Raw genomic sequence first — 21,526 nt, forward strand, 5'->3', positions numbered from 1 at the left:
GCGATCACCGTGCTTTCATCTTCGCGCAGAAGCGGCGCGCGAAGGCGAGCAGCTTGCGGTCGCTTCCTCGCCGGCCGATGAAGGAGAGTCCGACCGGCGCGTCGCTGGTCGGCAGCGGCAGCGCGATCTGCGGCAGGCCGAAATAGCTCGCGATGAGAAAGAGCCGCATCATCTGATAGCGCTTGGCGTCTAGCTGCTCGTCGCTGTCCGCGAGCAGCGGCGCGCGGAACGGCGTCGTCGGCGAAACGATGAAACCATCGTCGCCGAGCATTGCGTCGATCCTTTTGCGCGCCTCGGCGCCGAAGGCTTCTGCCGCGCGCTTTTGTTCCAGCGTCACTTTGGAGGCGATGGCTAAGCGCTCCTCGACGCCCTTGCCGAAGGTCGGATGGTGTGCGGCAATCCAGCCGCCATGGGAGGTCCACGCCTCATGCGCCTGCAGGTTGCGGAAATGCGCGAGCGCCGTCTTGAAGAATTCTTCGTCCAGACGCCCCTCGCGCCAGGCCGTCGATTTCAACTGATCGATCGCCGGCGCCGCGGATGCGGCGAACTCTGTTTCGACGCCGTGGAAGGCGTCGCTGAGCAGAACCGCCTCCCTGAATTCGCCATCGTCACTGTCCGCGGGAAGCAATACGTCGCCAACGTCGACCATTCGGTCGAGGTCGCGCGCGAACCAGCCGATGACGTCGAGCGAGGGCGCAAGCGGGATGACGCCGTCGATCGGTATTGCGCCATGCGACGAGCGGAAGCCGAAGATCCCGCAGAAAGCGGCAGGGGCGCGGCAGGAGCCGGCGGTGTCGGTGCCGAGCGCGAAACTAACGAGACCCGCCGCGACAGCGACCGCCGAGCCCGAAGACGAGCCGCCGGGATGCCGGTTTTGCGCGGCGGGATTGATCGGCGTTCCGAAATGCGGATTCGCCCCGAGAAGGCTGTAAGCCATCTCGTCCATATGCGTCTTGCCGACGAGTCGCGCGCCCGCCGCGAGCAGCCTGTCCACGACCGGAGCGTTCGCATGCGCGGCGGGGTGCGTCGCCGCCCATTGCGGATGGCCGTTGGTCGAAACCTGGCCGGCGACGTCGATATTCTCCTTGACGGCGAAGGTAGCGCCCATGAGCGGGCCCGAACCCTCCGACGCAATATTCAGGACGACCGACAGCGCGCCGAGATCGTCTTTCATCGTGGCTTCCCCCTAAGCCCCTCGCGCCAGGCTCAAAGAGCCTGACGCCCCGCGAGAATTCGCTCGTAAAGCGACGAATCCAAGGCAACATATATAGGGCTGTCGGGCGGCGCGAAAAAGACAGGGTCCTCGATCGCGCGCGGGTCGAAACCCTGCGCCGAGAGTTCACGCTTGCGATGCTTGAATGTGTCGGTAATTTCAAGCTTCCGTGACAGGCGGATGAACAGCGGGCGCGCATAAGGCGGCAAGGTCGCGTCGAGATGCTTCCGTAGCGCTGCGCTGTCGAAGGAATCGTCGACGACGATCGCCGCCATGCCGGCGCGGCCGTCGCGACCGGGGACCTCGACGCCATAGACATTGACGTCGAGCACGCCGGGGCAGGCGGAGATGACCTGCGCCACTTCCGCCGTCGCGACGTTTTCGCCCTTCCAGCGAAATGTGTCGCCGACGCGATCGACAAAATAAATGAAACCGCGCCCGTCCTTGCGCATCAGATCGCCGCTGCGCATCCAGGCGTCGCCGGTTTGAAACACATTGCGCAATATCTTTTTCTCCGATGCAGCCGGGTCGAGATAGCCCTCGAAATCTCCCGAGATCCGCGCGATCGCCTCGCCGGCTTCATCGGGTGCGCAAAGCTGACAGAATCCGTCTTCGCCACGAAGCGGCGCGTCGGCGTCCGAGTCGTATCGGATGATGCGCACGGCGTTGTGCGCGGCGAGAAAACCCGGGATACGGCCGATGGCGCCGGGCTCGCCCTCGACATTGTAGAGCGAGAAATTGCTTTCCGTCGCAGCATAAAACTCGATGATGCGCGGAATGGCGAAACGTTCGGCGAATGCCCGCCAGACCTCCGGCCGCAGACCATTGCCGACCACGAGCCGCAGCCGATGTTTTTTCTCCGCCTCGCAGGCGGGAGCGTGAGCAAGATAGCGGCAGAGCTCGCCGATATACTGGAATAATGTGCAATTGTGCGTGACGACGTCGCTCCAGAACGCGCTTGACGAAAAGCGCTCACGCAACACGACCGACCCTCCGCCGAGAAGCGTCGCCCAGACCGCCACGACGCCGCCAACCGAATGATAGAGCGGCAGGCAATCATACATTCTGTCTTCAGGCGTTACATCAAGGAGACCGCAAAACCACAGCGCCCAGTTCATGACGCGGCGATGCGAGACGATGGCGGCCTTTGGCAATCCGGTCGTGCCGGAGGTGTAAATATAAAGAGCGTGATCCGAAAGCGTCGGCTGTTCGCCTTCATCGAGGTTCGGAGGCGCGTCCGACTGCGCCGCCAGTTCATGGTTCAGTCTTTCATCCGCCACGACAAGCCGCGCGGAGGAGGCGCAATCGCGTAACGTTTCCCGGCAATTGCCGGAATATCTGGGCGAAGCGATGACGAGACGCGGCGACGCGATGTCGAGACAATGCGCCAGCGCGCCGCCCGTCAGATTCACATTGACGAGCGCCACGACGACGCCGATGCGCGTGAGCCCGAGCCAGATCGCGATATAATCAGCGCGACCCTCCATCATCAGGGCGACGACGTCGCCTTTCGAGAGTCCCTGCTTGCGCGCCCAATGCGCGTAACGCGAAGATCTCCGCGCCAATTCCCGAAAGGTGAAATTCTCCCGTTCCGAAAAAAGGGCAGGGGCGTCACAGCGCGCCTCGGCAACCTCATCGAATGCAACTGCAAGTGTGCGGCGCTTGTCCTGTTCGATCGTCACGGTGAGTTTAAGCGCGCGCAGCCAGTCCTTGTTAACGGATTGGGCGCCTTTGGCGGGCGGACGCGACGCCATGTCAAATGCTTTCATCGACAGGAACCCGATGGTTAACGCGCGGCCGGCCCGCGTCCGTAATCCACTGAAGTAATTAGCCTTCCCCGACCGTAAAAGGAAGCCGCGCTTATTGTTAGGGTTACGCTGCGCTTTTGCTCGCCGCCACGGATGAAAGCCGCTTAAATGTTTGAATGAATTTTCCTCATCCGCGTCGATCAGGGTTCGAAACGCCGAAGAGGAGACGAACCGGCGCATGCCGCAGGGGTTCAAAAAGATGCGAAATGAAACGATCGCCGTTCACGGCGGCTACGACGGCGACCCGACCACCCGGGCCGTCGCGGTGCCGATCTATCAGACTGTCGCCTATGAATTCGACAGCGCAGATCACGCAGCGGCGCTTTTTGATCTCGAGGAGGAAGGCTTTCGCTACAGCCGCATCGCGAACCCGACGACCGCGGTTCTGGAGCGGCGGGTCGCAGAACTCGAAGGCGGCGTCGGCGCGCTCGCGACCGCGACGGGGCAGGCCGCTTTATATTACGCATTCGCCAACGTGGCCGACAGCGGCGGAAACATCGTCTCCGCCCCAACGCTTTATGGGACGACGCATACGCTCCTGCAGCACGTGATGGCGCGCCAGGGCGTGAGCGTGCGCTTCGCCGCAAGCGACTCGCCGGACGATATGGCGCGCGCCATCGACGCAGACACCAAGGCGCTATTTTGTGAAAGCGTCGGCAACCCTGCCGGCAATATATGCGACATGTCCGCGTTGGCCGATGTCGCACATGCGCATGGCGCGCCGCTTATCGTCGACAACACGGTGGCGACGCCGATCCTCATGCGTCCGATCGAACATGGCGCCGACATCATCGTTCATTCCATGACCAAATTCATGGGCGGACATGGCGCGACGCTCGGGGGGATCATCGTCGACAGCGGGCGCTTTCCTTGGAGCAAATATCCGCTACGTTTCCCGACCTTTTGTGAGCCGGACAAGTCATATCATGGCCTCGTCTATGTCGACCGCTTCGGACAAGGAGCCTATATCGCCCGCGCGCGCAGCGTCTATCAGCGCACGACCGGCGCGGTCCTCGCGCCGCTCAATGCATTCCTCTTGTTACAGGGGCTGGAAACCGTGGCGCTGCGCGTCGAGCGACATGTCGACAACGCGCGCAAGGTCGCGGAATTTCTCCGGGACGATCCGCGAGTCGCGTGGGTGAATTACGCGGGCTTTCCAGATAGCGCCTATTACGAACTCGCTCAAAAATATCTGAGGGGTCGCGTTCCTTCGCTTCTCACATTCGGTGTGAAGGGCGGACTGGAATCCGGGAAGCGTTTTTACGACCAGCTTCGACTCATAAAGCGTCTCGTCAATATCGGCGATGCAAAATCGCTCGCTTGCCATCCGGCGTCGACGACGCATCGACAAATGTCGCGTCAGGAACAGGCAAGCGCTGGCGTGACGCCGGAGATGTTGCGCCTCAGCATCGGCATCGAGCATATCGACGACATCATCGAGGACATTGACCGGGCGCTTGCGGCGGCGGCGAATTGCGGCGCCTCTTCGCACGAACTTATGGAGAACGCGGTATGACGTCGACTTGCCCCGAAAGCGACGACGTCATCGAAGTCGCTCTCGTCAACAACATGCCCGATCAGGCACTGCCGGCGACGCAGAGGCAGTTTTCGAGTCTCGTACAATTGGGAGCCCGGGGTCGTCGCGTCCAATGGCGTTGCTATGCGCTGCCAGGAGTCGAAAGAAGTGAGACAGCGAGGCGATATCTCGAGCGCAGTCATGAAGACATCGGGGCGCTTTATCGGCGGGGCGCCCATGCATTGATCGTAACGGGCGCCGAGCCGCGAGCCGCGCGTCTTGACGAGGAGCCCTATTGGGCAGATTTGCAGCGTCTGGTCGACTGGGCGCGCGAGAATACCTTATCAACGATCTGGTCATGCCTCGCCGCTCATGCGGCAGTGTTGCATCTCGACGGAATAGAGCGCCGTCGCGCCAGCAAGAAGATCAGTGGGATCTATACATTCAAAACAACCGAGCAGGATTGGATACATGATCCAGGCGCACCGGAAATCACGGTCGCTCACTCACGTTACAATGACGTCGTGCGTGAGGAGCTGGAGGATCGCGGATATCATATCGCGTCGCATTCAGAGGAGGTCGGCGTCGACGTCTTCTGGCGGCGCGAGCCGAGCTTGTTTTTGTTTCTTCAGGGACATCCGGAATATGACGCCGATACGCTGTTGAAGGAATATCGTCGCGATGTCCTGCGGTTCCTTTCCGGTCGGCGAGACGATTATCCTTGTGAGCCGGAAAATTTCTTCGCGCCAGAAACCTCCGAGAAACTCTCCGCATTGCGCGCGGCGGTTATGAACGGCCTCGAGGATGACGCGGAGAAAAGGCTTACGCAAATTCTGTCGATGGAAAAATGTCACGCGGCATGGTCGGATGATGCGACGCGACTCTACCGCGGATGGCTGAAAGCTGTTGCGCGGCAGATGGAAAAAAGGCGCGAGATGGCATGAAGGCAGATCTGCACGGCTGAGACGCATCTGCGTCTCAGCCGAATTTTATTTCAGCCGCCGAGATCATGCACAAGCAATTCTATGCTTTCGATCGTCCTGAAATTGGCTGGAACGAGTTTTGAGCCTGGTATCGTCAGATCGAATTCGGCCTCTATCGACAGCATGAGATTGACCATGTCCATCGACGTCAGACCGAGAGACTGCAGATCCTGATCGCGTCGGATGACCCCAAAATCCTTAATGAATCCGCCCACGATCGCACTGATGCGATCGGTTTTTGTCTGGCTTGGGACGTCCAGCATTTTCTCATCCAATGTTGTTCGGCGCGAGCGCCTTCGGTGATTGTCAATTGGTAGAGATTGAGCTCGAAAACGTAAAGATCGGTTACGCAAATACATTACAATTGCCGAGGTTAACCTTTATGCGTTCAATTTGAGAAACAACGTGGATTATTCCGGATTGTGCGCCTAATCTGGAATGGTCACGTTGAAGGTTGTTTTAGGCGTGCGCGCACTGCGCGCTTATCGGATGAGGCGCATCATGTCCACGACAGGACTTTCTCTGGCGGTTGATGGGAAGCATGGATCGTCTGAACCGGCAGAGGAATTGAGGTCGCGGATCGACGCCGCTGTCGCAGTGGCGGAAAAATTTGCTGACATCGTCGACCGCGAAGCGCGCTTCCCGAAGGAAGCTTTCGATGAATTGCGCGCCCAGCGCCTGCTTGGAATTCTCCTGCCGCAAGCATGCGGAGGCGAAGAACGCTGCGTCTCCGACGCAGCGCAGGTTTGTTATGCGTTGGGTCGCGTCTGCTCGTCGACGGCGATGATTTACGCCATGCATTCGGCAAACGTCGCTTGTGTGGTCAACCATGCCGATAGACATGAGCGCTTCGAATACTATCTGCGTCGCATCGGCGCCGAGCAAATGTTACTCGCTTCGTCGACCACGGAAGGGCAGAATGGCGCAAATGTGCGCTCCAGCGCTTCCGCGATCATTCGTGACGGCGCCCGTGTTTCGTTGAATCGCGACGCCTCTGTCGTGTCATATGGTCTGGCCGCAGACGCGATCGTAACGACTGCGCGACGTTCCCCGGAATCGCTGCCGACCGATCAGGTTCTGGCTCTGTTTTTCAAGGACGATTATTCCCTGTCGCGGACGGTTCATTGGGATGTGATGGGGATGCGGGGCACATGCAGCGAGGGTTTTCAACTGGAGGCGGCCGGGGAAAGCGAGCAAGTTCTGAGCGAACCGTATGAAAGGATTCACCGTCGCACGATGATGCCGGTTACGCATCTTCTCTGGGCCGCATGTTGGTCTGGAATCGCGGCTGGAGCAGTTGCGCGCGCGCAGGGGTTCGTCCGAAAAGTCGCGCGCGCCGCCAAGGGAAATCTGCCGCCAGGCGCGCCGCTCGCAACGCAGGCGTCTTTGTCATTGATGAATCTCATCGGCGTGGTTGAATCGGGGATCGCAGATTATTCAGCGCGAGCGAAAGATGACGCCGCGCTCGATGACATGGCGTTTCAAACATCTCTGAATCTTCTCAAGGTGAGTGCGTCGGAGTTGTCGATCTCGACTGTGATGCATGCGTTCAACGCCTGCGGGATCTCGGGGTTTCGTAATGACAGCGAATTCAGCATTGCGCGACCACTTCGGGACATTCTGTCTTCGTCGGTCATGATCAATAATCATCGGATTCTAGCGAATGTCGGCGCATCCTGCCTGGTCGGCGGAGTGCCGGAGACAATCTCGCGCGCAAGGTGAGCCGAATAACTGACTGAACGATCCGGACAAGAGGGGAACGAGGATGGATATCGACACGCACACGACCCGTTCGCCAATAGATGACGAAGCATTACTCGATCGTTTGTTTCGTCCGATGGGAGTTGACGGCGTCTACGCCCGGACTCATCTGTATGAAAATGTAGTGGACGCATTGCAAAGGCTGATCTCACGCCATCGCCCGGATGACGCAGAAGTGTTCCGCTTTCCTCCGGTCATGAGTTTGCGTCAGGTTGAGAAGGCAGGCTATCTGAATAGCTTCCCGCAGCTTCTTGGCTGTGTTTGCTGCTTGCACGGAACGGAGGCGGATATTTCCGCTGCTGTCAATAAGGCCAAGCATGGCGCCGACTGGACATGTGAGACGACGACTGCGGATCTCGTGTTGAGTCCAGCGGCTTGTTATCCCGTCTATCCAATCGCGGCGAAGAACGGTCCGGTTTCGGCTCGTGGACTAATATTCGATGTTTCGGCGGATTGTTTCCGTCATGAGCCGTCGCGCGACGTCGATCGGTTACAGTCGTTCCGCATGCGCGAGTTCGTGCGAATCGGATCGCCAGCCCAGATCGCTACATTTCGAGAACAGTGGATGAAGAAGGCGGAAGCCATCGCAAGGGATTTGCGGCTGCGCTATGCCTTCGATCGGGCCAGCGATCCTTTCTTTGGTCGCGTTGGTCAATTGATGGCGGCGAACCAGATTGAGCAGGCGTTGAAATTTGAACTGCTCATACCTGTGCGCGCCGGCGGCGCACCGACCGCCTGCATGAGCTTCAACTACCATCGAGAGCACTTTGGTAAGACATGGGGCATCCTCGACGAAAGTGGCGTGCATGCGCACTCCGGCTGTGTCGCTTTCGGCATAGATCGGCTGGCGTTGGCGCTGTTCGCGACTCACGGTCTTCATATGGAAGAGTGGCCGCGGCGAGTCGTCGATATCCTGCAGCTCGGTTGATGGTGATCGAATTGAAATGGCCCACTCAAACTTAGGCAAAATAGGTATGAGCACGACAAACAAGATCGTTTTCGACAGCGGTAGCGTCGAAATGCAACCATGCCCGATCAATCCGGCCTGGATGATCGAAGGCGCGCCGGTTGCTCGCAACTTCATTTTGTCACGAAGCAATGACGGCGGGGCGTGCACATTGATCTGGGATTGCACGGAGGGCGTATTCGATTGGTATTACGACATCGACGAGACCGTCTATGTGCTTGAGGGATCGGTGATAGTGCGCGATGACGATCATAATGAGCGACGCCTCGGTCCTGGCGATCATGCACTTTTCCCCGCCGGCTCTCACGCTGTTTGGCGGGTTGAGTCTTACGTCAGGAAAGTAGCGTTCTGCCGTAATCCCGTTCCCAAACCGATCATGCTTGCGACGCGGATCGCGAAGAAGATTGCCAAGCTGGCCGGAGGTGGAGGACGTGCGTCCGACGCGCCGGCGATGTTCGGCGGCGCGCAATAGGATTGCCGGAGGTTGAGATGGCGTTGCCGGTCGCGTTACGTTCGGTGTCGCGGACATGGACATATTATCAGGGAGAATGGCGTGACGGGAACACGCCGATTCTCGGCCCGCGCACACATGGGGCCTGGCTTGGCTCGATGGTTTTTGACGGTGCGCGGGCGTTCGAGGGCGTAACGCCGGATCTCGACCTTCATCTTGCTCGCGTCAATCATTCCGCAGCTGTTATGTTGCTGGAACCTTCCGTTACAGGCGATAGATGGCGAGAGCTTGTTGCGGATGGCTTACGACGTTTCGCACGTGACGCGCAGCTTTACATCCGGCCCATGTATTGGGCGGAGGAGGGCATTGGCGGTGGCGTGCGGTTCGAGCCGTCGTCGACAAATTGGTGCCTCACGATCTATGAAGCGCCGATGCCTGCGCCGAGAGGGGGGGCGGTGACGCTGTCGCCTTTCCGGCGTCCAGGCGCGGAAGTTGCGCCGACAGGCGCCAAAGCGAGTTGTCATTATGCTAACGGGTCGCGTGCGTTGATCGAAGCCGCGAAACGCGGATTCGACAATTGCCTGATGTGCGACATGGTCGGCAATGTGGCCGAATTCGCGAACTCGAACGCATTTCTGGTGAAGGATGGCGTGGTTTTTACACCGGCGCCGAATGGTACGTTTTTGAATGGCGTAACGCGGCAACGGGTGATCGGGCTATTGAGGGCCGACGGTGTCGAGGTTGTGGAGACAACGCTCGCCTACGCTGACTTCCTCGGTGCGGATGAAATTTTCTCAACGGGCAATTTTCAAAAGGTGGCGCCGATATCGCGAATTGATGACCGTGAGCTGCAAGCCGGCCCGATCTATAAGCGGGCGCGGTCATTGTATTGGGACTTCGCTCATTCGCGAACGCCGATGCGCGCGGCGTCCTGAGTCATGCCCTGTTCAAATTGTTGGCGCGCAATTTCGACAGATTCAGCGTCGGCGTGATGCGATCGGGATCTATTTTGAGATGAATTATTGAAGGCATTCCCGATCGACGGGCCGCCTGGAACGCCGCAGCGAAATCGGCGGTGCGATCCACGGTTGTGCCGAAACGGCCAAAGGCTCGGGCATAGGCGGCGAAATCGGGGTTGCGCAGATCGGTGCCGATGACGCGGGCGGGATACTGACGTTCCTGATGCATCCTGATCGTGCCGTAACTGGCATTGTCGCAAATGATGACGATGATTGGCAGATTATATTGGACCGCCGTTGCAAATTCCTGCCCATTCATGAGGAAGTCGCCATCGCCATTGAGCGACACGACCAGTCGCTCGGGATGCAGCCGCTGAATCGCCACGGCGGCGGGGACCCCATAGCCCATCGTAGCCGAGGTCGGCGCGACATGTGAGCCGAAACGCCGAAAGCGATAATAGCGATGTATCCAGGAAGCATAATTTCCAGCGCCGTTGCAGATGAATGCATCGGGCGGAAGATTCTCGCTCAGCCAGATCATTATCTCGGACAGGTCGACGTCCGCTGAGGGAATGAAACTCGAGGAGAAGGCGAGGTAATCCTCATGCGCCTCGCGCGTGACTTCACGCCAGGGGCGTGAGGCGGGCGGCGTCAGTTTGGATAATGCGGCGACGAAAGGTTTCGGCGACGCGTGGATGGCGAGCGTCGGGGCGTATACGCGTCCGAGTTCTTCAGCTTCGGGATAGACATGAACGAAACGGGTCTGAGGCGTCGGTATGTCGAACAGTTTATAACCTTGCGACGGAATTTCGCCGAGCCGTCCGCCTATCAAAACAACGAGGTCGCTCTGCTGAATGCGCGAGACGAGTTTCGGATTGGCGTTTAGGCCGAGATCGCCGGCATAGCATTCATGCAGGGGATCGAACAGGGGCAGACGACGGTAGCTTGTCGCGACAGGAACATTGAATGCGGCGGCAAAGTCGATCATGCGGCGCGACGCCTCTTCATCCCAGCGCGTTCCGCCGATGATGAACATGGGGCGTTGTGCCACGGCGATCATATCCGCGAGAGATTCGAGTTGTTCTGACGCCGGCGCTGTCTCGATCGTCGCAGCCCGTGGACAGGCAACAGACGCGATGCGTTCCTCCAGCATGTCTTTCGGGAGCGCGAGCGCGACGGGGCCGGGTCTTCCTGCGAGCGCAACGCGAAAAGCCCGCGAGACATATTCGACAATGCGAGATCCGCTATCGATTTCGGCAACCCATTTGGTCTGGCCGCCGAACATTGCGCGATAATCAACTTCCTGAAAGGCGCCGCGATCACGATTTACACGCTCCACTTGCCCGATGAAGAGGATCATCGGCGTCGAGTCATGGTGTGCGATGTGAACGCCGGCATAAGCATTCGCGGCGCCGGGGCCGCGCGTGACGAAACAGACGCCTGGCCGCCCCGTCGCCTTTCCGTATGCGTCGGCCATCATCGCGGCGCCGGCTTCATTTCGGCAGATGGTCAATTCGACATTGCGCTCGTAACAAGCGTCGAGGACCGAGAGATAACTCTCGCCTGGCACGCAGAAGATGTGGTCAACGCCATTGACGATCAACTGATCGACGAGTGCTTGTGCGGCTGTGATTTCGGTGGAGGATTTCACGCGATCTGGCTCACGGTCCAAACAAAACGCTTTCGGAAAAGGCGAGGTCGCCCAGACGTGGGCGTTCGGGGCCTTTGAAGTATTTTGGACCCCGGTTGTGCATATATTTGCCGACGACACCCGGCAATGGTTCGCTTGCGTCGATCAGGACGGTCGGGTGTCCATGTCGCATGAGTTCTCTGCCAAGCGGGCCGGCAAATCGCTGGAAGTCAGAAATGTCGCGACAGTAAATCAATTGCAAGGTAGGCAAGACATTTTTTAGGACTCGCCGGGGCAGAAACACAAATGGATGCGCGTCGCGCCTTTCTCGCACGACGAGCGCGAGGCAGCCATGTTTCACGTGGCTCGAGAGGAGATCGCGCTCCTGTATGGAAAGGCTGTCGCCGTAATCGCGGCGGTTTTCGAATCTTCGCGCGCGCGCGTTCGGACGCCAAGGGCTCAGCGCGGGGATTGTGAGCATTTGCCCGTTACAGTAACGGCGAAAACCCTGGGCTTCGATGATGGGCCAGGTATGAACCGCGGGCGATGTGTTGATGTAGGTGACTTCCCTGTGCCGAACGGCGGCGGCGATGAGCAGGGAGGCGTAGCCGCGGTGCGCCTCTTCGACATACCAGCTCGATATATTGCACCTTATCGGTCCGGACCCGATTTTGGTGAAAATCATAAGAATGACGCCGACCGGGGAACCGTCGTGCTCCAAAAGATATCCGAAACGCGGGTAGCCATCAGGAGCGTCGCGGCGGGCGAGCGTGTCGAGGGCGCGCGCCCAATAGGCGATCGAGCGGTCGGGGAAGCCTCTCGACAAAAGCTCGGCCAAGCCCGGTGTGTCCGCCTCGGCGATCAGTCTGCAGCGGATGCGCATGGGCGGGGCCTGGCTCATCGGGGGTTGTCTTTGGCCATGGAAATTCACCATTCGCTACTGAAGAACTTGCGGCTGCAGGTGAGTTATAGCTACGGTTTAGTTATTCGAACATGAAGGGAATAACGCCGATGAGCGTACGGTTAACAGTGTTTTCCATCATGAAAGAGGTCGCCGCCGAGCAGGACAAGAAGCTGGCGCCCCTCGACGACGATCTCGTTCTGGCGAATTCGGGTCTGGATTCGCTCTGCTTCGCGATCATAGTCGCACGGTTGGAAGATGAACTTGGACTCGACCCCTTCACAGCGTCGGAGGAGGTGTATTTCCCCGTCACCCTCGGGGACTTCGTAGCGCTTTACGAACATGTCGACGCGTGACGTGGCTTCCCTGCGCGGCATGGCGCGGGCCGCTGTTAACGATTCGAAGGCCTGCATTCGCGCGCCAGGCGCCGTGGCGTCGTGGCGGGCGGCGATCGACGGTTCGATTCTGAAAGGCCGCCATAATGAACTTGCCGGGAAATCCGTGCTCGTCGGCGTTAGATCGCAATTTTTCAGCGCTCTCGCAATGCTCGAGCTGGATGGCCTCGCGTCGCGCATGGTGATCGTCCCGCCGGATTTCACCGTCGAAAGCCTCGCCTCCGCCATCGAACAGGCGGGCGTCGAGGCGATCGTCTGTGACGACGAGGCGAGCGACTTTGGCGCGAATCTGCCTCGCATTATCGTTGGGCCGTCGGCGCCTTGCGACGAGCCTCGGATGGAGGCGATCGACACGGAATGGGTGATGCCGACATCCGGGACGACCGGTGCGCCGAAGCTTGTCGCGCATCGTCTTGCTGGACTACTGGGCGCGACGGAGCGGCCTTCATCCGAGACGGCGGCGCCGGTATGGGGCACCTTCTATGATATCCGACGTTATGGCGGGATGCAGATTTTCCTGCGCGCCGCGACGCGCGGAGCGACTCTCGTGCTGACGGAAGCTGACGAGTCGCTTTCCGATCATGTGGCGCGCATGGCCGGCGCCGGCGTCACGCATATGTCCGGCACGCCATCGCATTGGAGACGGTTGCTGATGAGCCCCGATGCGTTGCGCATTTCACTGCGCTATGTGCGTCTTTCGGGCGAGATCGCCGATCGGGCGATACTCGACAGTTTGAAGGCGACTTATCGGGAAGCGCAGATTGTTCACGCCTATGCTTCAACGGAGGCCGGAGTAGGGTTCGAGGTGAAGGATGGACGAGAGGGATTTCCCGCTTCCTATCTCAATGGCGTAGGCGATGTCGAAATGCGCGTCGTCGATGGCTCTCTGCGCGTTCGGTCGCGACGAACGGCCAGGCGTTATGTCGGGCGCGATGATTTGTGCATCGCGGATTCGGATGGATTCGTCGATACTGACGATCTCGTCGAGCTACGGGGCGATCGATTTTATTTCAAAGGACGCCGCGCCGGCACCATCAATGTCGGCGGACTGAAGGTGCATCCGGAAGAAGTCGAGCAGGTAATCAACATGCACGAGGCCGTCTACATGTCGCTCGTCAAGGCGCGACGCAGTCCTATCACCGGCGATATCATTGTCGCGCAAGTTATTTTGAAGGATGGCGAGCCGTCGCCCGAGCGCAAACGTGCGTTGCGCGAGGAAATTGCAGAGAGCTGTCGGGCGCAATTAGGAAGGCGCAAGACTCCGGCGACGATAGATTTCGTTCCATCGGTCGCCATGTCTGCGGGCGGCAAGCTTCTGCGCGGGCGGTCATGATGCGCAGTGTCATTGTCACTGGCGGGAGCCGCGGTCTCGGGCTGGCGATTTCGAGGAGGCTCGTCGACGATGGTTATCGCGTAATCGCAGTCGCGCGGCGGGAAAGCGATGAGCTACGCGCCGAAATCGCGCGGCGCGATGGCGCGCTTGCGTTTGCGGCGCTCGATCTTCAGGAAATAGGCGCGATCCCTGATTTTGTTCTGCGTTTGAAAACGGAATTTGGCGCGCCCTATGGGCTCGTCAACAACGCAGGCATCGGCTCGGAAGGTCTGCTTGCGACGATGCATAATTCGCAGATCGAACTGCTCACGCGCGTCAATGTCACCGCGCCGATCGTGCTTTCAAAATATGTCGTGCGCAACATGATGTCGGCGGGCGAAGGGCGCGTAATCAACATATCGTCGATCATCGCCTCGACGGGATATAGCGGACTTTCCGTGTATGGCGCGACGAAGGCGGCGCTCGAGGGTTTCACGAGATCGCTGGCGCGGGAGGTGGGACGCATGGGCATAACGGTCAACGCCATAGCGCCGGGCTTCATTGCGACTGAAATGACCGCGTCGCTCGACGGCGACGATCGCGCGAAAATTGCTGGCCGTGCGGCGTTGCGGCGACTAGCCGTCCCTGAAGACGTTGCGAATGCGGTTTCGTTCCTGCTGGATGAAAAAGCCCGCAACGTGACGGGGACAGTGCTTACGGTCGACGCCGGCGCGACGGCGTAGCGCTGGTCTTTCCGAGGCCGACTCGCTCGATCGGGACGTTGATGACCAGACCGAGAGCGGTGACGAAAAAGCATAGGGCGACGAGTTTAGATACCACCTTTGCAATAATGAACGTAGCGCCTGTGGCGGCGATGACGATCATCGCGGCGCGCAGCGCGCGGCCGAGGTCGACTGGCGGCTGCGTGGACGGCGACAAGAAATCGCGCTTCGCCAATTGTTGTGCGACGCTGGCGAGGATCTGCCCTGTAGAGGGGTCGATGACGAGCCGGTAGAGGTCGATGGGCGGCTCTGAATAGGGAAAACCCGGTTCGGCAAGGTCGATCGGCCGTCGAAAGACGGCGGCCTCCCATTGCCGTGCGTTGATGCGCGTCAGAAAGATATCCAGAGGCGTTGTCTCGCCTTCATCGCCGTATGCGAGAAGGGGCGCGAAAAGCGAGAAACGTGATTCGGCCGCATTGCGGGAAGGCATGAGATTTGGCTTTATTGCTTCGGTGTCTGCTATCAGATGCATGATCGATATTTCGTGATCATTCGCCGCATTGCGCAACATTGCGGCGACCTCCAGCGCGATCGCGGTGGGCGGCAGACGGCCGCCGACGAGTTGCGCGACATTCGCAAGAGCAGATTCGCGCGCATATGTCGCGCCGAGCGGATGGGCTGGCGTTGGCTCGTCGTTTTGTTGAGCGTAGGCTGGCAATGGCAGACTTATGCTGTCGAAGAAATTGGCGGGCGTTCCCGCGTCGAAGGAGGGAAGCGAGCCGACTGCGACTGACGTTGGATGCGGCGCGACGGCAACCGGTGCGCCCGGCCGCGCCGTGAGGGCGTCGACAGGCGAATGCGACAAGGGAGCAATTTTCTCGATGCTCATGAGCGAAGCCTCTCGGCCGAAGGCTAGTTCATGAAGCTTGCGCAAGGGCGTCGGCTTTCGTGCGGAAGTCGTCATATGAGAAGGTGAAAAGCACTATTGTCAGACTTGGCGAATTTTAATGAATGCGGTTCGGGTTCGGATTTTTTCAGGCCGCAGTCAGTTCCGCGCGAGCGAGGCAAAAAAACGCCAAATTCACGGTCTCCAGCGATCTTTACGTTTTCTCGCGGATCATCAGGCGAAGGGATATTATTTGAGCGACTAACGCTGCGAAATGAGTCCACCAGTCGACAAAGACGCCGCAGGGTTCGTTTGGCTTGTCACAGCCGAATATCGCCTGCAGCGGACCGTTCGCCAATGCGCCAAAAGGCAGTCCGAGTGGGAAGGACACGACGCGCATCGCTTGTCGGGTGAAGCTTCCTATTCCGCGAAGACGATCGGTCAGCCCGTTGTCGTCATAGGCGTTGACATATATCGCGAGGACCGAGAGCGAAACAAGAATGGTCGCGGTCGCGTAGGCAACCCACATCTTGCGTGCGAGGGGGCTGCGCAAAGCCTTCGGAACGTGCATTGTTCCCTCCTCCTGAATATATTTGAGCGCCTCATCCGGGTCCCGCTTTCCAAATTACGACGCGGACCCGGCTACGGCCACCGGAAAAGCAGAACGTCGTGGCCTCGAGCGCGTAGCTCACTCAATGCGCAAGCCGTCATCGATCGGCAAAATCCCGTCGATTATCGCGCCTTCTGCGCTATGGATTCGAGAATGCGGCGCAATAGGGTGAGGCGGTTCGAGAGCGACAAAGTGAGGATATCTTGACCGATCAGGCTCTACAGTGAGACAAAGTCAACGGCCATGCATGTCGCAACCGCGGCGATCTTGTGACGCGCCGCACAGCGCGCTTGCTAAATTCGGGTGGAGGGATATCGTTGGAAGATAATGCGAATGTCCCAACAAACGCTCAAGGGGAACGCTCTTATTCAGACGGCCATCCGCTCGACGAAGTCCACTATATCGAGGCCAAAATTATCCTGAACGGGCTTCGTTTCACGTCCGTCCAGAGTTTCAGGGATTTTGCCAAGATTGTCCGCAAGGCGGCGAAACAGGCGCGCGTCGATTTCGAAACGGAGCCAACCGAGGGCCTTCGGCCGCAAATCCGGGAAGTGCTGTTTCTCGACACCAAGGATTTCAGGCTTTACAATAACGCTTTCATTTTGCGTCGCCGCATAGCCTATGAAGACGGTTTCCCCGCCGGCGAGCCAGAAATCGTGTTCAAGTTCCGCCATCCGGACCTGGAGACGGCGTCGCAACTGGACGTGCGGCCCAGTATTCGGGGAAATTACCGCATCAAGTTCAAGGAAGAATGGCTGCCGCGGAAGGATCGCATCGGCGGCGCCCGCTCGCTGTTTTCGCACAATGTCGAATTCAAGCTGCATCCTTTGAATTTGGGTGACGACCTGACGTCATCCGCAACGCTCGTGAAGGTTTTTCCCGCGCTTCAACCTTTGCTGGGGGGAAAGCGGGAGCATGTGCAACTCGTCAACCGTACTGCGGTCGAGGAAGTGCTGCAACAACTCGGCACGCTGGATTTCGGCAAAGGGTTCGAGGCGGCGAGTAATGTGGCGGTATGGCGCACGCGCGGCGATCAGCATCAGGTAGTGGGAGAATTCTCTTATCAGTGCAAGTTTCAGCGGCGCGAGGATTTGAGCGCCAAGGCGGTGGAAAGAAGCATCGAGTTTTTCAAGCTGCTTCAGCACGAGGCCCAGGACTGGATCAGTCTCGGCACGACAAAGACCGGCGCCGTCTACCGTCTCAAGGGCAACCCGCCGCAAAGCCATGAGTGACGCAAGCCCCGCCGGGCCGCAGGTTTCGGTTGCCAGAATTTTCCTTGCGTTCCTGATGATAGGCGCCACCAGCCTCGGCGGCGGCGTGGTCGGCTATCTGCGCTCCAGTCTCGTGGGTTCGCTGAAGTGGCTGGACGACGAGACTTTTGTCGAATTGCTGTCGATCTGTCAGTCCTTGCCAGGCCTCAACGCGTCCAACATGGCCATTCTCGTTGGCGACCGCCTGCGCGGGACGGCGGGGGCGATGGCGGCATTGGTGGGAATCTGTCTGCCCGGAGGACTCATCATGGTGGCGGCGGCCGCCGCCTACGGTTCCGCCCACAAAGGGCCGGGCGACGTCAATGCGATTCTCCATGGCGTTTCGGCGGCGGCGGTCGGCATGGTGCTCTATGTGACGGTCCAGCTCGGCATCAAGACTGTCAGAGGTCTCGCCGACGTCATCTTCGTCGTCGTGACGGTGTTCGCGGTCAGCTATCTGCACCAGCCGATTCTGCTCGTGCTGGCGGTCGTGGGGTTCATCGCGACAATCTGCTTTCGCCCGCGAGGCGGCGGGACGGGGGAGGGCGGCGAATGAAGCAGATGATCGCCCTTGTGGGCGTCTTCGCCTATCTGTCGCTCCTCACCGTGGGCGGCGGAATGGCGGCGTTCCCGGAAATGAAATACCTAACGGTGGATGTTTTCCATTGGCTGACGGAAGATCAGCTCGTCCATCTCTACAGCATCGGCCAAATGGCGCCCGGGCCGAACATGATGATGATCGCCGGCATCGGCCAATGGGTCGCTGGGCCGCTGGGGGCGCTGGCGGTGACCTTCGGCTTTTTCCTGCCGACTGGCCTGCTGACCTTGTGGGTGGGGCGAATCTGGGCGCATCTTTCCGATTGGCCTTGGCGCGCGTCGATCCAGCGGGCTCTGGGAACGGTTTCGATCGGCTTGCTTCTGGCGGGCGTCATCAGCATCGCCAAAGTGGCGGTTGTCGGCGTACACGGCGCGGCCGTCGCCGCTGCGGTGTTCATCATCCTGATGATCACCCACATGAATCCCCTGCCGCTGATGGCTCTGGCGGCGGTAGCGGGCGCTTATTTTTTCAAATAGGCCGTGCGGCATGAAGTGCCGTCGCAACGCATTATTTTGATTTCGCGCTGATTGCCCACAGGCGACGGGCCGTGGCCGATAAAATCCAGACATCGGCGGTTGGGCGTTCCGGTCGATCCGGCTCGCGCGCAAAGAGGCGACTCTCTGGCTTCCAAACGAAAAGGGTCGCTCATTCCAGCATTATTTGCAGGCGTGTGAGCCAGCGATCGAATGGCCGGGCGGGGAGGTAGCAGAAAGGGTTCGTCGCGACTGGCGACTCGCGGCACCGGCGATGGTCCGACGTCCAGTCATATCGATAGCGCTGCATGCAGGCGATGATGTTGTCGTTGATGATGGGACTGTCCTTGTGCCGCTCCGCCGGAAAATTCGTTTCCGCCTCCTGCCTGCACTGAAGAACGTCCGCCCTTTGACCATTGAAGAAGCGCAGACTGAGCCCGCTGAAGGCGATAGCGATCTCGGCGGCGACGAGAAGAGCGAGGCCAAGCGCGAGAGCGACGCGCTCACGCCACACATTGGCGAGGAAATGCGCGCCAAGCAGCGACAGCAGGCCGATCGCCAGCAGCGCCGCGCCGATCAGCAGCGCGAAGGGCGCGAAGAATGCAGCGAAATCTTGTCCCATTTTCCGTGCTGACCACTTCCCCGTGGCGCAGTTTTTTTCTTCAGGCGGCTTGCGCGCCAAACCAGCCTGATGACTGCGCTTCACGACAAAAAATGTCAGAGCTTTCCGAAATCCGTCGGCGGCAAAATCCTATTCAATTCATTTTAGATGTAATCCAGGCGCGCCGCAACAAATCGCCGAAGTGCTTCATCGCATCAGGCGTGTTGACAAGCCGCCCCCTCTTGGCGGTCAGTTTTTTGTGGGGTCGCGTTCTTAATCGTTACCGCGTTCCAGCGCCTTGCCCCTCTCCCGCCGCGCTGCGGCAAGGTCCTGAAGTGTTTCGTCCAAGTGCTTTTGCACGTTTTCTAAGTCGTCCCGGACGATCGTGAAATTATAAAGCGCTTCAGAACGTTCTTCCCTTGCATAATCCCGTTCGCGTTTCACTCGCGCGAGATCCCGCTCCAGTTCCTCTATACGTGCGTTCGCCGCGGCTAGACGACGGCCGTATTCCATCGCCTTTTTATCACGGCTATCAGTATTTAAGAGATGAGCGCTTTTCATGTTTTTTACCCTTCGGCCGGGACGAAATGGCCTCGCTGCCTCCATCCCGGAGCATGGAATGTCCGTATGTTCAGCCTTCCATATATAACATAAATGATGTTTCGTATATTGTCTCCAACACTCGCGTGCTGGCGAGGAGGAAAGTTGGAGACCTCCATAAACCGCGATTTTGGCTGGTGGAGGTCGTCGCATACCGGCGACCGTCTCGCGAGCGCGGATTGGGCTGGCTGATATCTTGGCCTCAGGCGGCTGCGGCAGCCTTACTGTCGGCTCCCGGCCTCAGGCCGTTGCGTATTTTCCCTTCAGGAAGACGAAGCGGCGCATGTTGTAGGCGAGATTGGCGAGGCCGATCTTGACCCTGGCCCTTCCGATGCCGATCGTGCGGACAAAGAGGGCCATCGGTCCCTTTTGCAAGGCGAACACATGCTCGACTGCGCTGCGCACCTTCGACTTCTGCGCATTGGCGATCCGCACGCGTTCCGGCATCGGCCGGCCCTGCGGCTTCTTCCTGTGGATGCGCGAGACGAAGCCGCGCCGTGTCAGCATGGCCTCGTTCTTCGCCGAGCGATAGGCCGTATCCGCCCAGACGTCGCTCGCCGTGTTGGTCCGGTCCAGAACGTCTTCGAGCCGCGCGCCGTCATGCGCGGCGGCGTGGGTCGCCGTCCATTTGCGGATGAGGCCGAAGCCGCGGTCGATCGACACGTGATTCTTGTAGCCGAACGCCGCAATGGCCAGATCGACCGGCGGAAGCGAGCCATCCTCGCGCGGCTTGGCCTTGCTGTATTTCACCGTCCAGCGCGCGTCGCGATCTTTCTGCGCGAGCTTCTTCGGCTTGTCCGTCCAGCCATTCGGAATGCGGCCGTCCCGGATCGCCTTCTTTTCTTCAAGCGTATTGCGCTGCCTGGGCGCGGCGACGATCGTCGCATCGACAATCTGTCCGCTCATCGCCAGAAAGCCCGCTTCGCGCAGCGCCGTGTCGAAGCGCGCGAACAGGGCGTCGACGGCGTCGGCCTTTTTCAGCGCCTCGCGAAACGACCAGATCGTATTGGCGTCGGGAACCGCGTCGGCGAGCCCCAAGCCGAGGAAGCGCATGAAGGACAGCCGGTCCTTGATCAGATATTCGCAGCGCTCGTCGGAGAGCGCATGCATGGCCTGCAGGATCAGGATCTTGAACATGAACACATGATCGAATGGCGGCCGCCCGCCCTTCGAGCGATCCCCGCGCGGAACCGCCGACTCCAGAGAAGGGCGGAACAATTCGAAATCGACGAGAGCGTTCAGCCGCTCCAGATCGTCGCCCTTGGCCGACAACTCCGCCAGGCGCTCGTCCACATCGAAAAAACCGGGAGCTTCTTTCGTCATGCCCGCCATCCCCTTCGCGACATGATATGAGTGAATCAGCTCAAGCGCATTTTGCCCAGGGGTTTATGGAGGTGTCCAGTTGCGTGGCTTTCGCTATCTGCAAGCGCGGTTGGATATCGCGAGATCAGCGATGGCGCGGTCCCCGTCTCGGGGAGGGGGAAATTTTCCGGCCCGGGTTTCCGCCCTTGTCCAGCGGGGATGCGGACCGCTTTTTGACAGGGAGAGTTGGTTGAAATGCCGGGGGTGAGGGCGGAACGCGCGCTTCGCCCACGCTCGCGACGAGAGCCACCCGAGTAGCGGGCGCATCGTAGCCTGCCTCGATATAGGCTGGCGGTGGTAGCTGATCCTAACCCTCTACCCGCTGTAACCGAGCGCTCGATGCGCAAGGATCGGCCGTTTGCGGCGCGGCGTGGCTAAAGTTCCTGTCGTGGAACCAGCAGCGGGAGGTTTGCTCGAATGAGCTAAGTTATGGTCGGAGTGAGAGGATTCGAACCTCCGACCCCCTCGTCCCGAACGAGGTGCGCTACCAGGCTGCGCTACACTCCGATCCAGCGGCGCAACGGCCGC

Annotated in this window: 22 protein-coding genes and 1 tRNA gene; 12 read left to right on the forward strand and 11 right to left on the reverse strand. The window is 59.6% G+C overall.

Features of this window, described 5'->3' with window-relative positions; all coding sequences use genetic code 11:
- Positions 1-4 precede the first annotated feature (4 nt).
- The gene (locus LG047_RS18000; protein WP_227968067.1) at positions 5-1,174 is read right to left on the reverse strand and encodes an amidase; all 1,170 of its coding nucleotides are present in this window, start codon (positions 1,172-1,174) and stop codon (positions 5-7) included.
- A 32-nt stretch (positions 1,175-1,206) separates the two neighbouring features.
- Positions 1,207-2,967, reverse strand: coding sequence for a long-chain-acyl-CoA synthetase (locus LG047_RS18005; protein WP_227968068.1), 1,761 nt, complete (start codon positions 2,965-2,967; stop codon positions 1,207-1,209).
- A 253-nt stretch (positions 2,968-3,220) separates the two neighbouring features.
- Between LG047_RS18005 and LG047_RS18010 the strand changes: the two genes are divergently transcribed.
- Both LG047_RS18010 and LG047_RS18015 read left to right on the forward strand, forming a co-directional pair.
- Positions 3,221-4,537: an O-acetylhomoserine aminocarboxypropyltransferase/cysteine synthase family protein gene (locus LG047_RS18010; protein WP_227968069.1), complete on the forward strand. Its 1,317-nt coding sequence runs from the start codon at positions 3,221-3,223 to the stop codon at positions 4,535-4,537.
- Positions 4,534-5,481 carry a homoserine O-succinyltransferase gene (locus LG047_RS18015; RefSeq protein WP_227968070.1) on the forward strand — a complete coding sequence of 316 codons (948 nt, stop codon included), beginning with the start codon at positions 4,534-4,536 and terminating at the stop codon, positions 5,479-5,481. Before LG047_RS18010 ends, LG047_RS18015 begins: the two co-directional genes overlap by 4 nt.
- 50 nt (positions 5,482-5,531) lie before the next feature.
- On the opposite strand, the gene LG047_RS18020 is transcribed toward LG047_RS18015, so the two are convergent.
- Entirely contained in the window at positions 5,532-5,783 is a 252-nt protein-coding gene (locus tag LG047_RS18020) for a phosphopantetheine-binding protein (RefSeq protein ID WP_036286623.1), read from the reverse strand.
- Positions 5,784-6,021: 238 nt separating this feature from the next.
- Between LG047_RS18020 and LG047_RS18025 the strand changes: the two genes are divergently transcribed.
- Genes LG047_RS18025 through LG047_RS18040 form a run of 4 tightly spaced genes read left to right on the forward strand, consistent with a single transcriptional unit; the run spans position 6,022 to position 9,634 of the window.
- Positions 6,022-7,242 carry an acyl-CoA dehydrogenase family protein gene (locus tag LG047_RS18025; protein ID WP_227968071.1) on the forward strand — a complete coding sequence of 407 codons (1,221 nt, stop codon included), beginning with the start codon at positions 6,022-6,024 and terminating at the stop codon, positions 7,240-7,242.
- 43 nt (positions 7,243-7,285) lie between these two features.
- Positions 7,286-8,209 carry an amino acid--[acyl-carrier-protein] ligase gene (locus LG047_RS18030; protein WP_227968072.1) on the forward strand — a complete coding sequence of 308 codons (924 nt, stop codon included), beginning with the start codon at positions 7,286-7,288 and terminating at the stop codon, positions 8,207-8,209.
- Between the two features lie 46 nt (positions 8,210-8,255).
- On the forward strand, positions 8,256-8,720 hold the full coding sequence (locus LG047_RS18035) for a cupin domain-containing protein (protein ID WP_227968073.1): 465 nt from the start codon (positions 8,256-8,258) through the stop codon (positions 8,718-8,720).
- A 17-nt stretch (positions 8,721-8,737) separates the two neighbouring features.
- Positions 8,738-9,634 (forward strand): branched-chain amino acid aminotransferase, encoded by an 897-nt coding sequence (locus tag LG047_RS18040; RefSeq protein WP_227968074.1) that lies wholly within the window; start codon positions 8,738-8,740, stop codon positions 9,632-9,634.
- Position 9,635: 1 nt separating this feature from the next.
- Here the strand turns inward: LG047_RS18040 and LG047_RS18045 are convergent, their stop codons facing one another.
- Both LG047_RS18045 and LG047_RS18050 read right to left on the reverse strand, forming a co-directional pair.
- Positions 9,636-11,309: a thiamine pyrophosphate-binding protein gene (locus LG047_RS18045; protein ID WP_227968075.1), complete on the reverse strand. Its 1,674-nt coding sequence runs from the start codon at positions 11,307-11,309 to the stop codon at positions 9,636-9,638.
- A 10-nt stretch (positions 11,310-11,319) separates the two neighbouring features.
- Positions 11,320-12,189: a GNAT family N-acetyltransferase gene (locus LG047_RS18050; protein WP_227968076.1), complete on the reverse strand. Its 870-nt coding sequence runs from the start codon at positions 12,187-12,189 to the stop codon at positions 11,320-11,322.
- Between the two features lie 110 nt (positions 12,190-12,299).
- Between LG047_RS18050 and LG047_RS18055 the strand changes: the two genes are divergently transcribed.
- From LG047_RS18055 to LG047_RS18065, 3 genes are read left to right on the forward strand one after another with little or no spacing between them, the layout of a single operon-like run.
- Positions 12,300-12,545, forward strand: a complete 246-nt coding sequence (locus tag LG047_RS18055; RefSeq protein ID WP_144259440.1) for a phosphopantetheine-binding protein — start codon at positions 12,300-12,302, stop codon at positions 12,543-12,545.
- Positions 12,532-13,917, forward strand: coding sequence for a class I adenylate-forming enzyme family protein (locus LG047_RS18060; RefSeq protein WP_227968077.1), 1,386 nt, complete (start codon positions 12,532-12,534; stop codon positions 13,915-13,917). The genes LG047_RS18055 and LG047_RS18060 overlap by 14 nt, the downstream gene beginning before the upstream one ends.
- Complete coding sequence (locus tag LG047_RS18065) at positions 13,917-14,639, forward strand: SDR family NAD(P)-dependent oxidoreductase (RefSeq protein WP_227968528.1); 723 nt, start codon at positions 13,917-13,919, stop codon at positions 14,637-14,639. The genes LG047_RS18060 and LG047_RS18065 overlap by 1 nt, the downstream gene beginning before the upstream one ends.
- Here the strand turns inward: LG047_RS18065 and LG047_RS18070 are convergent.
- Together LG047_RS18070 and LG047_RS18075 are read right to left on the reverse strand one after the other, a co-directional pair.
- Positions 14,611-15,507: a hypothetical protein gene (locus LG047_RS18070; protein ID WP_227968078.1), complete on the reverse strand. Its 897-nt coding sequence runs from the start codon at positions 15,505-15,507 to the stop codon at positions 14,611-14,613. The genes LG047_RS18065 and LG047_RS18070 overlap by 29 nt on opposite strands.
- A 211-nt stretch (positions 15,508-15,718) precedes the next feature.
- Positions 15,719-16,075, reverse strand: coding sequence for a hypothetical protein (locus LG047_RS18075; RefSeq protein ID WP_227968079.1), 357 nt, complete (start codon positions 16,073-16,075; stop codon positions 15,719-15,721).
- Between the two features lie 308 nt (positions 16,076-16,383).
- On the opposite strand from LG047_RS18075, the gene LG047_RS18080 reads away from it, so the two are divergent.
- The 3 genes from LG047_RS18080 to LG047_RS18090 are packed head-to-tail and all read left to right on the forward strand — an operon-like array spanning position 16,384 to position 18,438.
- Positions 16,384-17,346, forward strand: coding sequence for a hypothetical protein (locus tag LG047_RS18080; protein WP_227968080.1), 963 nt, complete (start codon positions 16,384-16,386; stop codon positions 17,344-17,346).
- Complete coding sequence (locus tag LG047_RS18085; RefSeq protein WP_227968081.1) at positions 17,339-17,920, forward strand: chromate transporter; 582 nt, start codon at positions 17,339-17,341, stop codon at positions 17,918-17,920. Before LG047_RS18080 ends, LG047_RS18085 begins: the two co-directional genes overlap by 8 nt.
- A complete protein-coding gene (locus LG047_RS18090; protein WP_227968082.1) occupies positions 17,917-18,438 on the forward strand; it encodes a chromate transporter in 522 nt (173 codons plus the stop codon). The genes LG047_RS18085 and LG047_RS18090 overlap by 4 nt, the downstream gene beginning before the upstream one ends.
- 169 nt (positions 18,439-18,607) lie before the next feature.
- Here the strand turns inward: LG047_RS18090 and LG047_RS18095 are convergent, their stop codons facing one another.
- The 4 genes from LG047_RS18095 to LG047_RS18110 form a co-directional block, all read right to left on the reverse strand.
- Positions 18,608-19,057, reverse strand: a complete 450-nt coding sequence (locus LG047_RS18095) for a hypothetical protein (RefSeq protein WP_227968083.1) — start codon at positions 19,055-19,057, stop codon at positions 18,608-18,610.
- A gap of 252 nt (positions 19,058-19,309) precedes the next feature.
- Positions 19,310-19,597, reverse strand: a complete 288-nt coding sequence (locus LG047_RS18100) for a hypothetical protein (RefSeq protein WP_227968084.1) — start codon at positions 19,595-19,597, stop codon at positions 19,310-19,312.
- 279 nt (positions 19,598-19,876) lie between these two features.
- Positions 19,877-20,959, reverse strand: a complete 1,083-nt coding sequence (locus LG047_RS18105; protein ID WP_227965592.1) for a transposase — start codon at positions 20,957-20,959, stop codon at positions 19,877-19,879.
- A gap of 469 nt (positions 20,960-21,428) precedes the next feature.
- Positions 21,429-21,505: transfer RNA gene (locus LG047_RS18110), tRNA-Pro, on the reverse strand.
- Between the last annotated feature and the right edge of the window lie 21 nt (positions 21,506-21,526).

It is taken from the genome of Methylocystis sp. WRRC1, assembly GCF_020733155.1.
Classification (GTDB): domain Bacteria; phylum Pseudomonadota; class Alphaproteobacteria; order Rhizobiales; family Beijerinckiaceae; genus Methylocystis.

Excerpts from the sequence above, each read along its gene's own strand:
- LG047_RS18000 (WP_227968067.1), bottom strand. The coding sequence starts at position 1,174 with ATGAAAGACGATCTCGGCGCGCTGTCGGTCGTCCTGAATATTGCGTCG.
- LG047_RS18005 (WP_227968068.1), bottom strand. The coding sequence starts at position 2,967 with ATGGCGTCGCGTCCGCCCGCCAAAGGCGCCCAATCCGTTAACAAGGAC.
- LG047_RS18010 (WP_227968069.1), top strand. The coding sequence starts at position 3,221 with ATGCGAAATGAAACGATCGCCGTTCACGGCGGCTACGACGGCGACCCG.
- LG047_RS18015 (WP_227968070.1), top strand. The coding sequence starts at position 4,534 with ATGACGTCGACTTGCCCCGAAAGCGACGACGTCATCGAAGTCGCTCTC.
- LG047_RS18020 (WP_036286623.1), bottom strand. The coding sequence starts at position 5,783 with ATGCTGGACGTCCCAAGCCAGACAAAAACCGATCGCATCAGTGCGATC.
- LG047_RS18025 (WP_227968071.1), top strand. The coding sequence starts at position 6,022 with ATGTCCACGACAGGACTTTCTCTGGCGGTTGATGGGAAGCATGGATCG.
- LG047_RS18030 (WP_227968072.1), top strand. The coding sequence starts at position 7,286 with ATGGATATCGACACGCACACGACCCGTTCGCCAATAGATGACGAAGCA.
- LG047_RS18035 (WP_227968073.1), top strand. The coding sequence starts at position 8,256 with ATGAGCACGACAAACAAGATCGTTTTCGACAGCGGTAGCGTCGAAATG.
- LG047_RS18040 (WP_227968074.1), top strand. The coding sequence starts at position 8,738 with ATGGCGTTGCCGGTCGCGTTACGTTCGGTGTCGCGGACATGGACATAT.
- LG047_RS18050 (WP_227968076.1), bottom strand. The coding sequence starts at position 12,189 with ATGAGCCAGGCCCCGCCCATGCGCATCCGCTGCAGACTGATCGCCGAG.
- LG047_RS18055 (WP_144259440.1), top strand. The coding sequence starts at position 12,300 with ATGAGCGTACGGTTAACAGTGTTTTCCATCATGAAAGAGGTCGCCGCC.
- LG047_RS18060 (WP_227968077.1), top strand. The coding sequence starts at position 12,532 with ATGTCGACGCGTGACGTGGCTTCCCTGCGCGGCATGGCGCGGGCCGCT.
- LG047_RS18065 (WP_227968528.1), top strand. The coding sequence starts at position 13,917 with ATGCGCAGTGTCATTGTCACTGGCGGGAGCCGCGGTCTCGGGCTGGCG.
- LG047_RS18070 (WP_227968078.1), bottom strand. The coding sequence starts at position 15,507 with ATGAGCATCGAGAAAATTGCTCCCTTGTCGCATTCGCCTGTCGACGCC.
- LG047_RS18075 (WP_227968079.1), bottom strand. The coding sequence starts at position 16,075 with ATGCACGTTCCGAAGGCTTTGCGCAGCCCCCTCGCACGCAAGATGTGG.
- LG047_RS18085 (WP_227968081.1), top strand. The coding sequence starts at position 17,339 with ATGAGTGACGCAAGCCCCGCCGGGCCGCAGGTTTCGGTTGCCAGAATT.
- LG047_RS18090 (WP_227968082.1), top strand. The coding sequence starts at position 17,917 with ATGAAGCAGATGATCGCCCTTGTGGGCGTCTTCGCCTATCTGTCGCTC.
- LG047_RS18095 (WP_227968083.1), bottom strand. The coding sequence starts at position 19,057 with ATGGGACAAGATTTCGCTGCATTCTTCGCGCCCTTCGCGCTGCTGATC.
- LG047_RS18100 (WP_227968084.1), bottom strand. The coding sequence starts at position 19,597 with ATGAAAAGCGCTCATCTCTTAAATACTGATAGCCGTGATAAAAAGGCG.
- LG047_RS18105 (WP_227965592.1), bottom strand. The coding sequence starts at position 20,959 with ATGACGAAAGAAGCTCCCGGTTTTTTCGATGTGGACGAGCGCCTGGCG.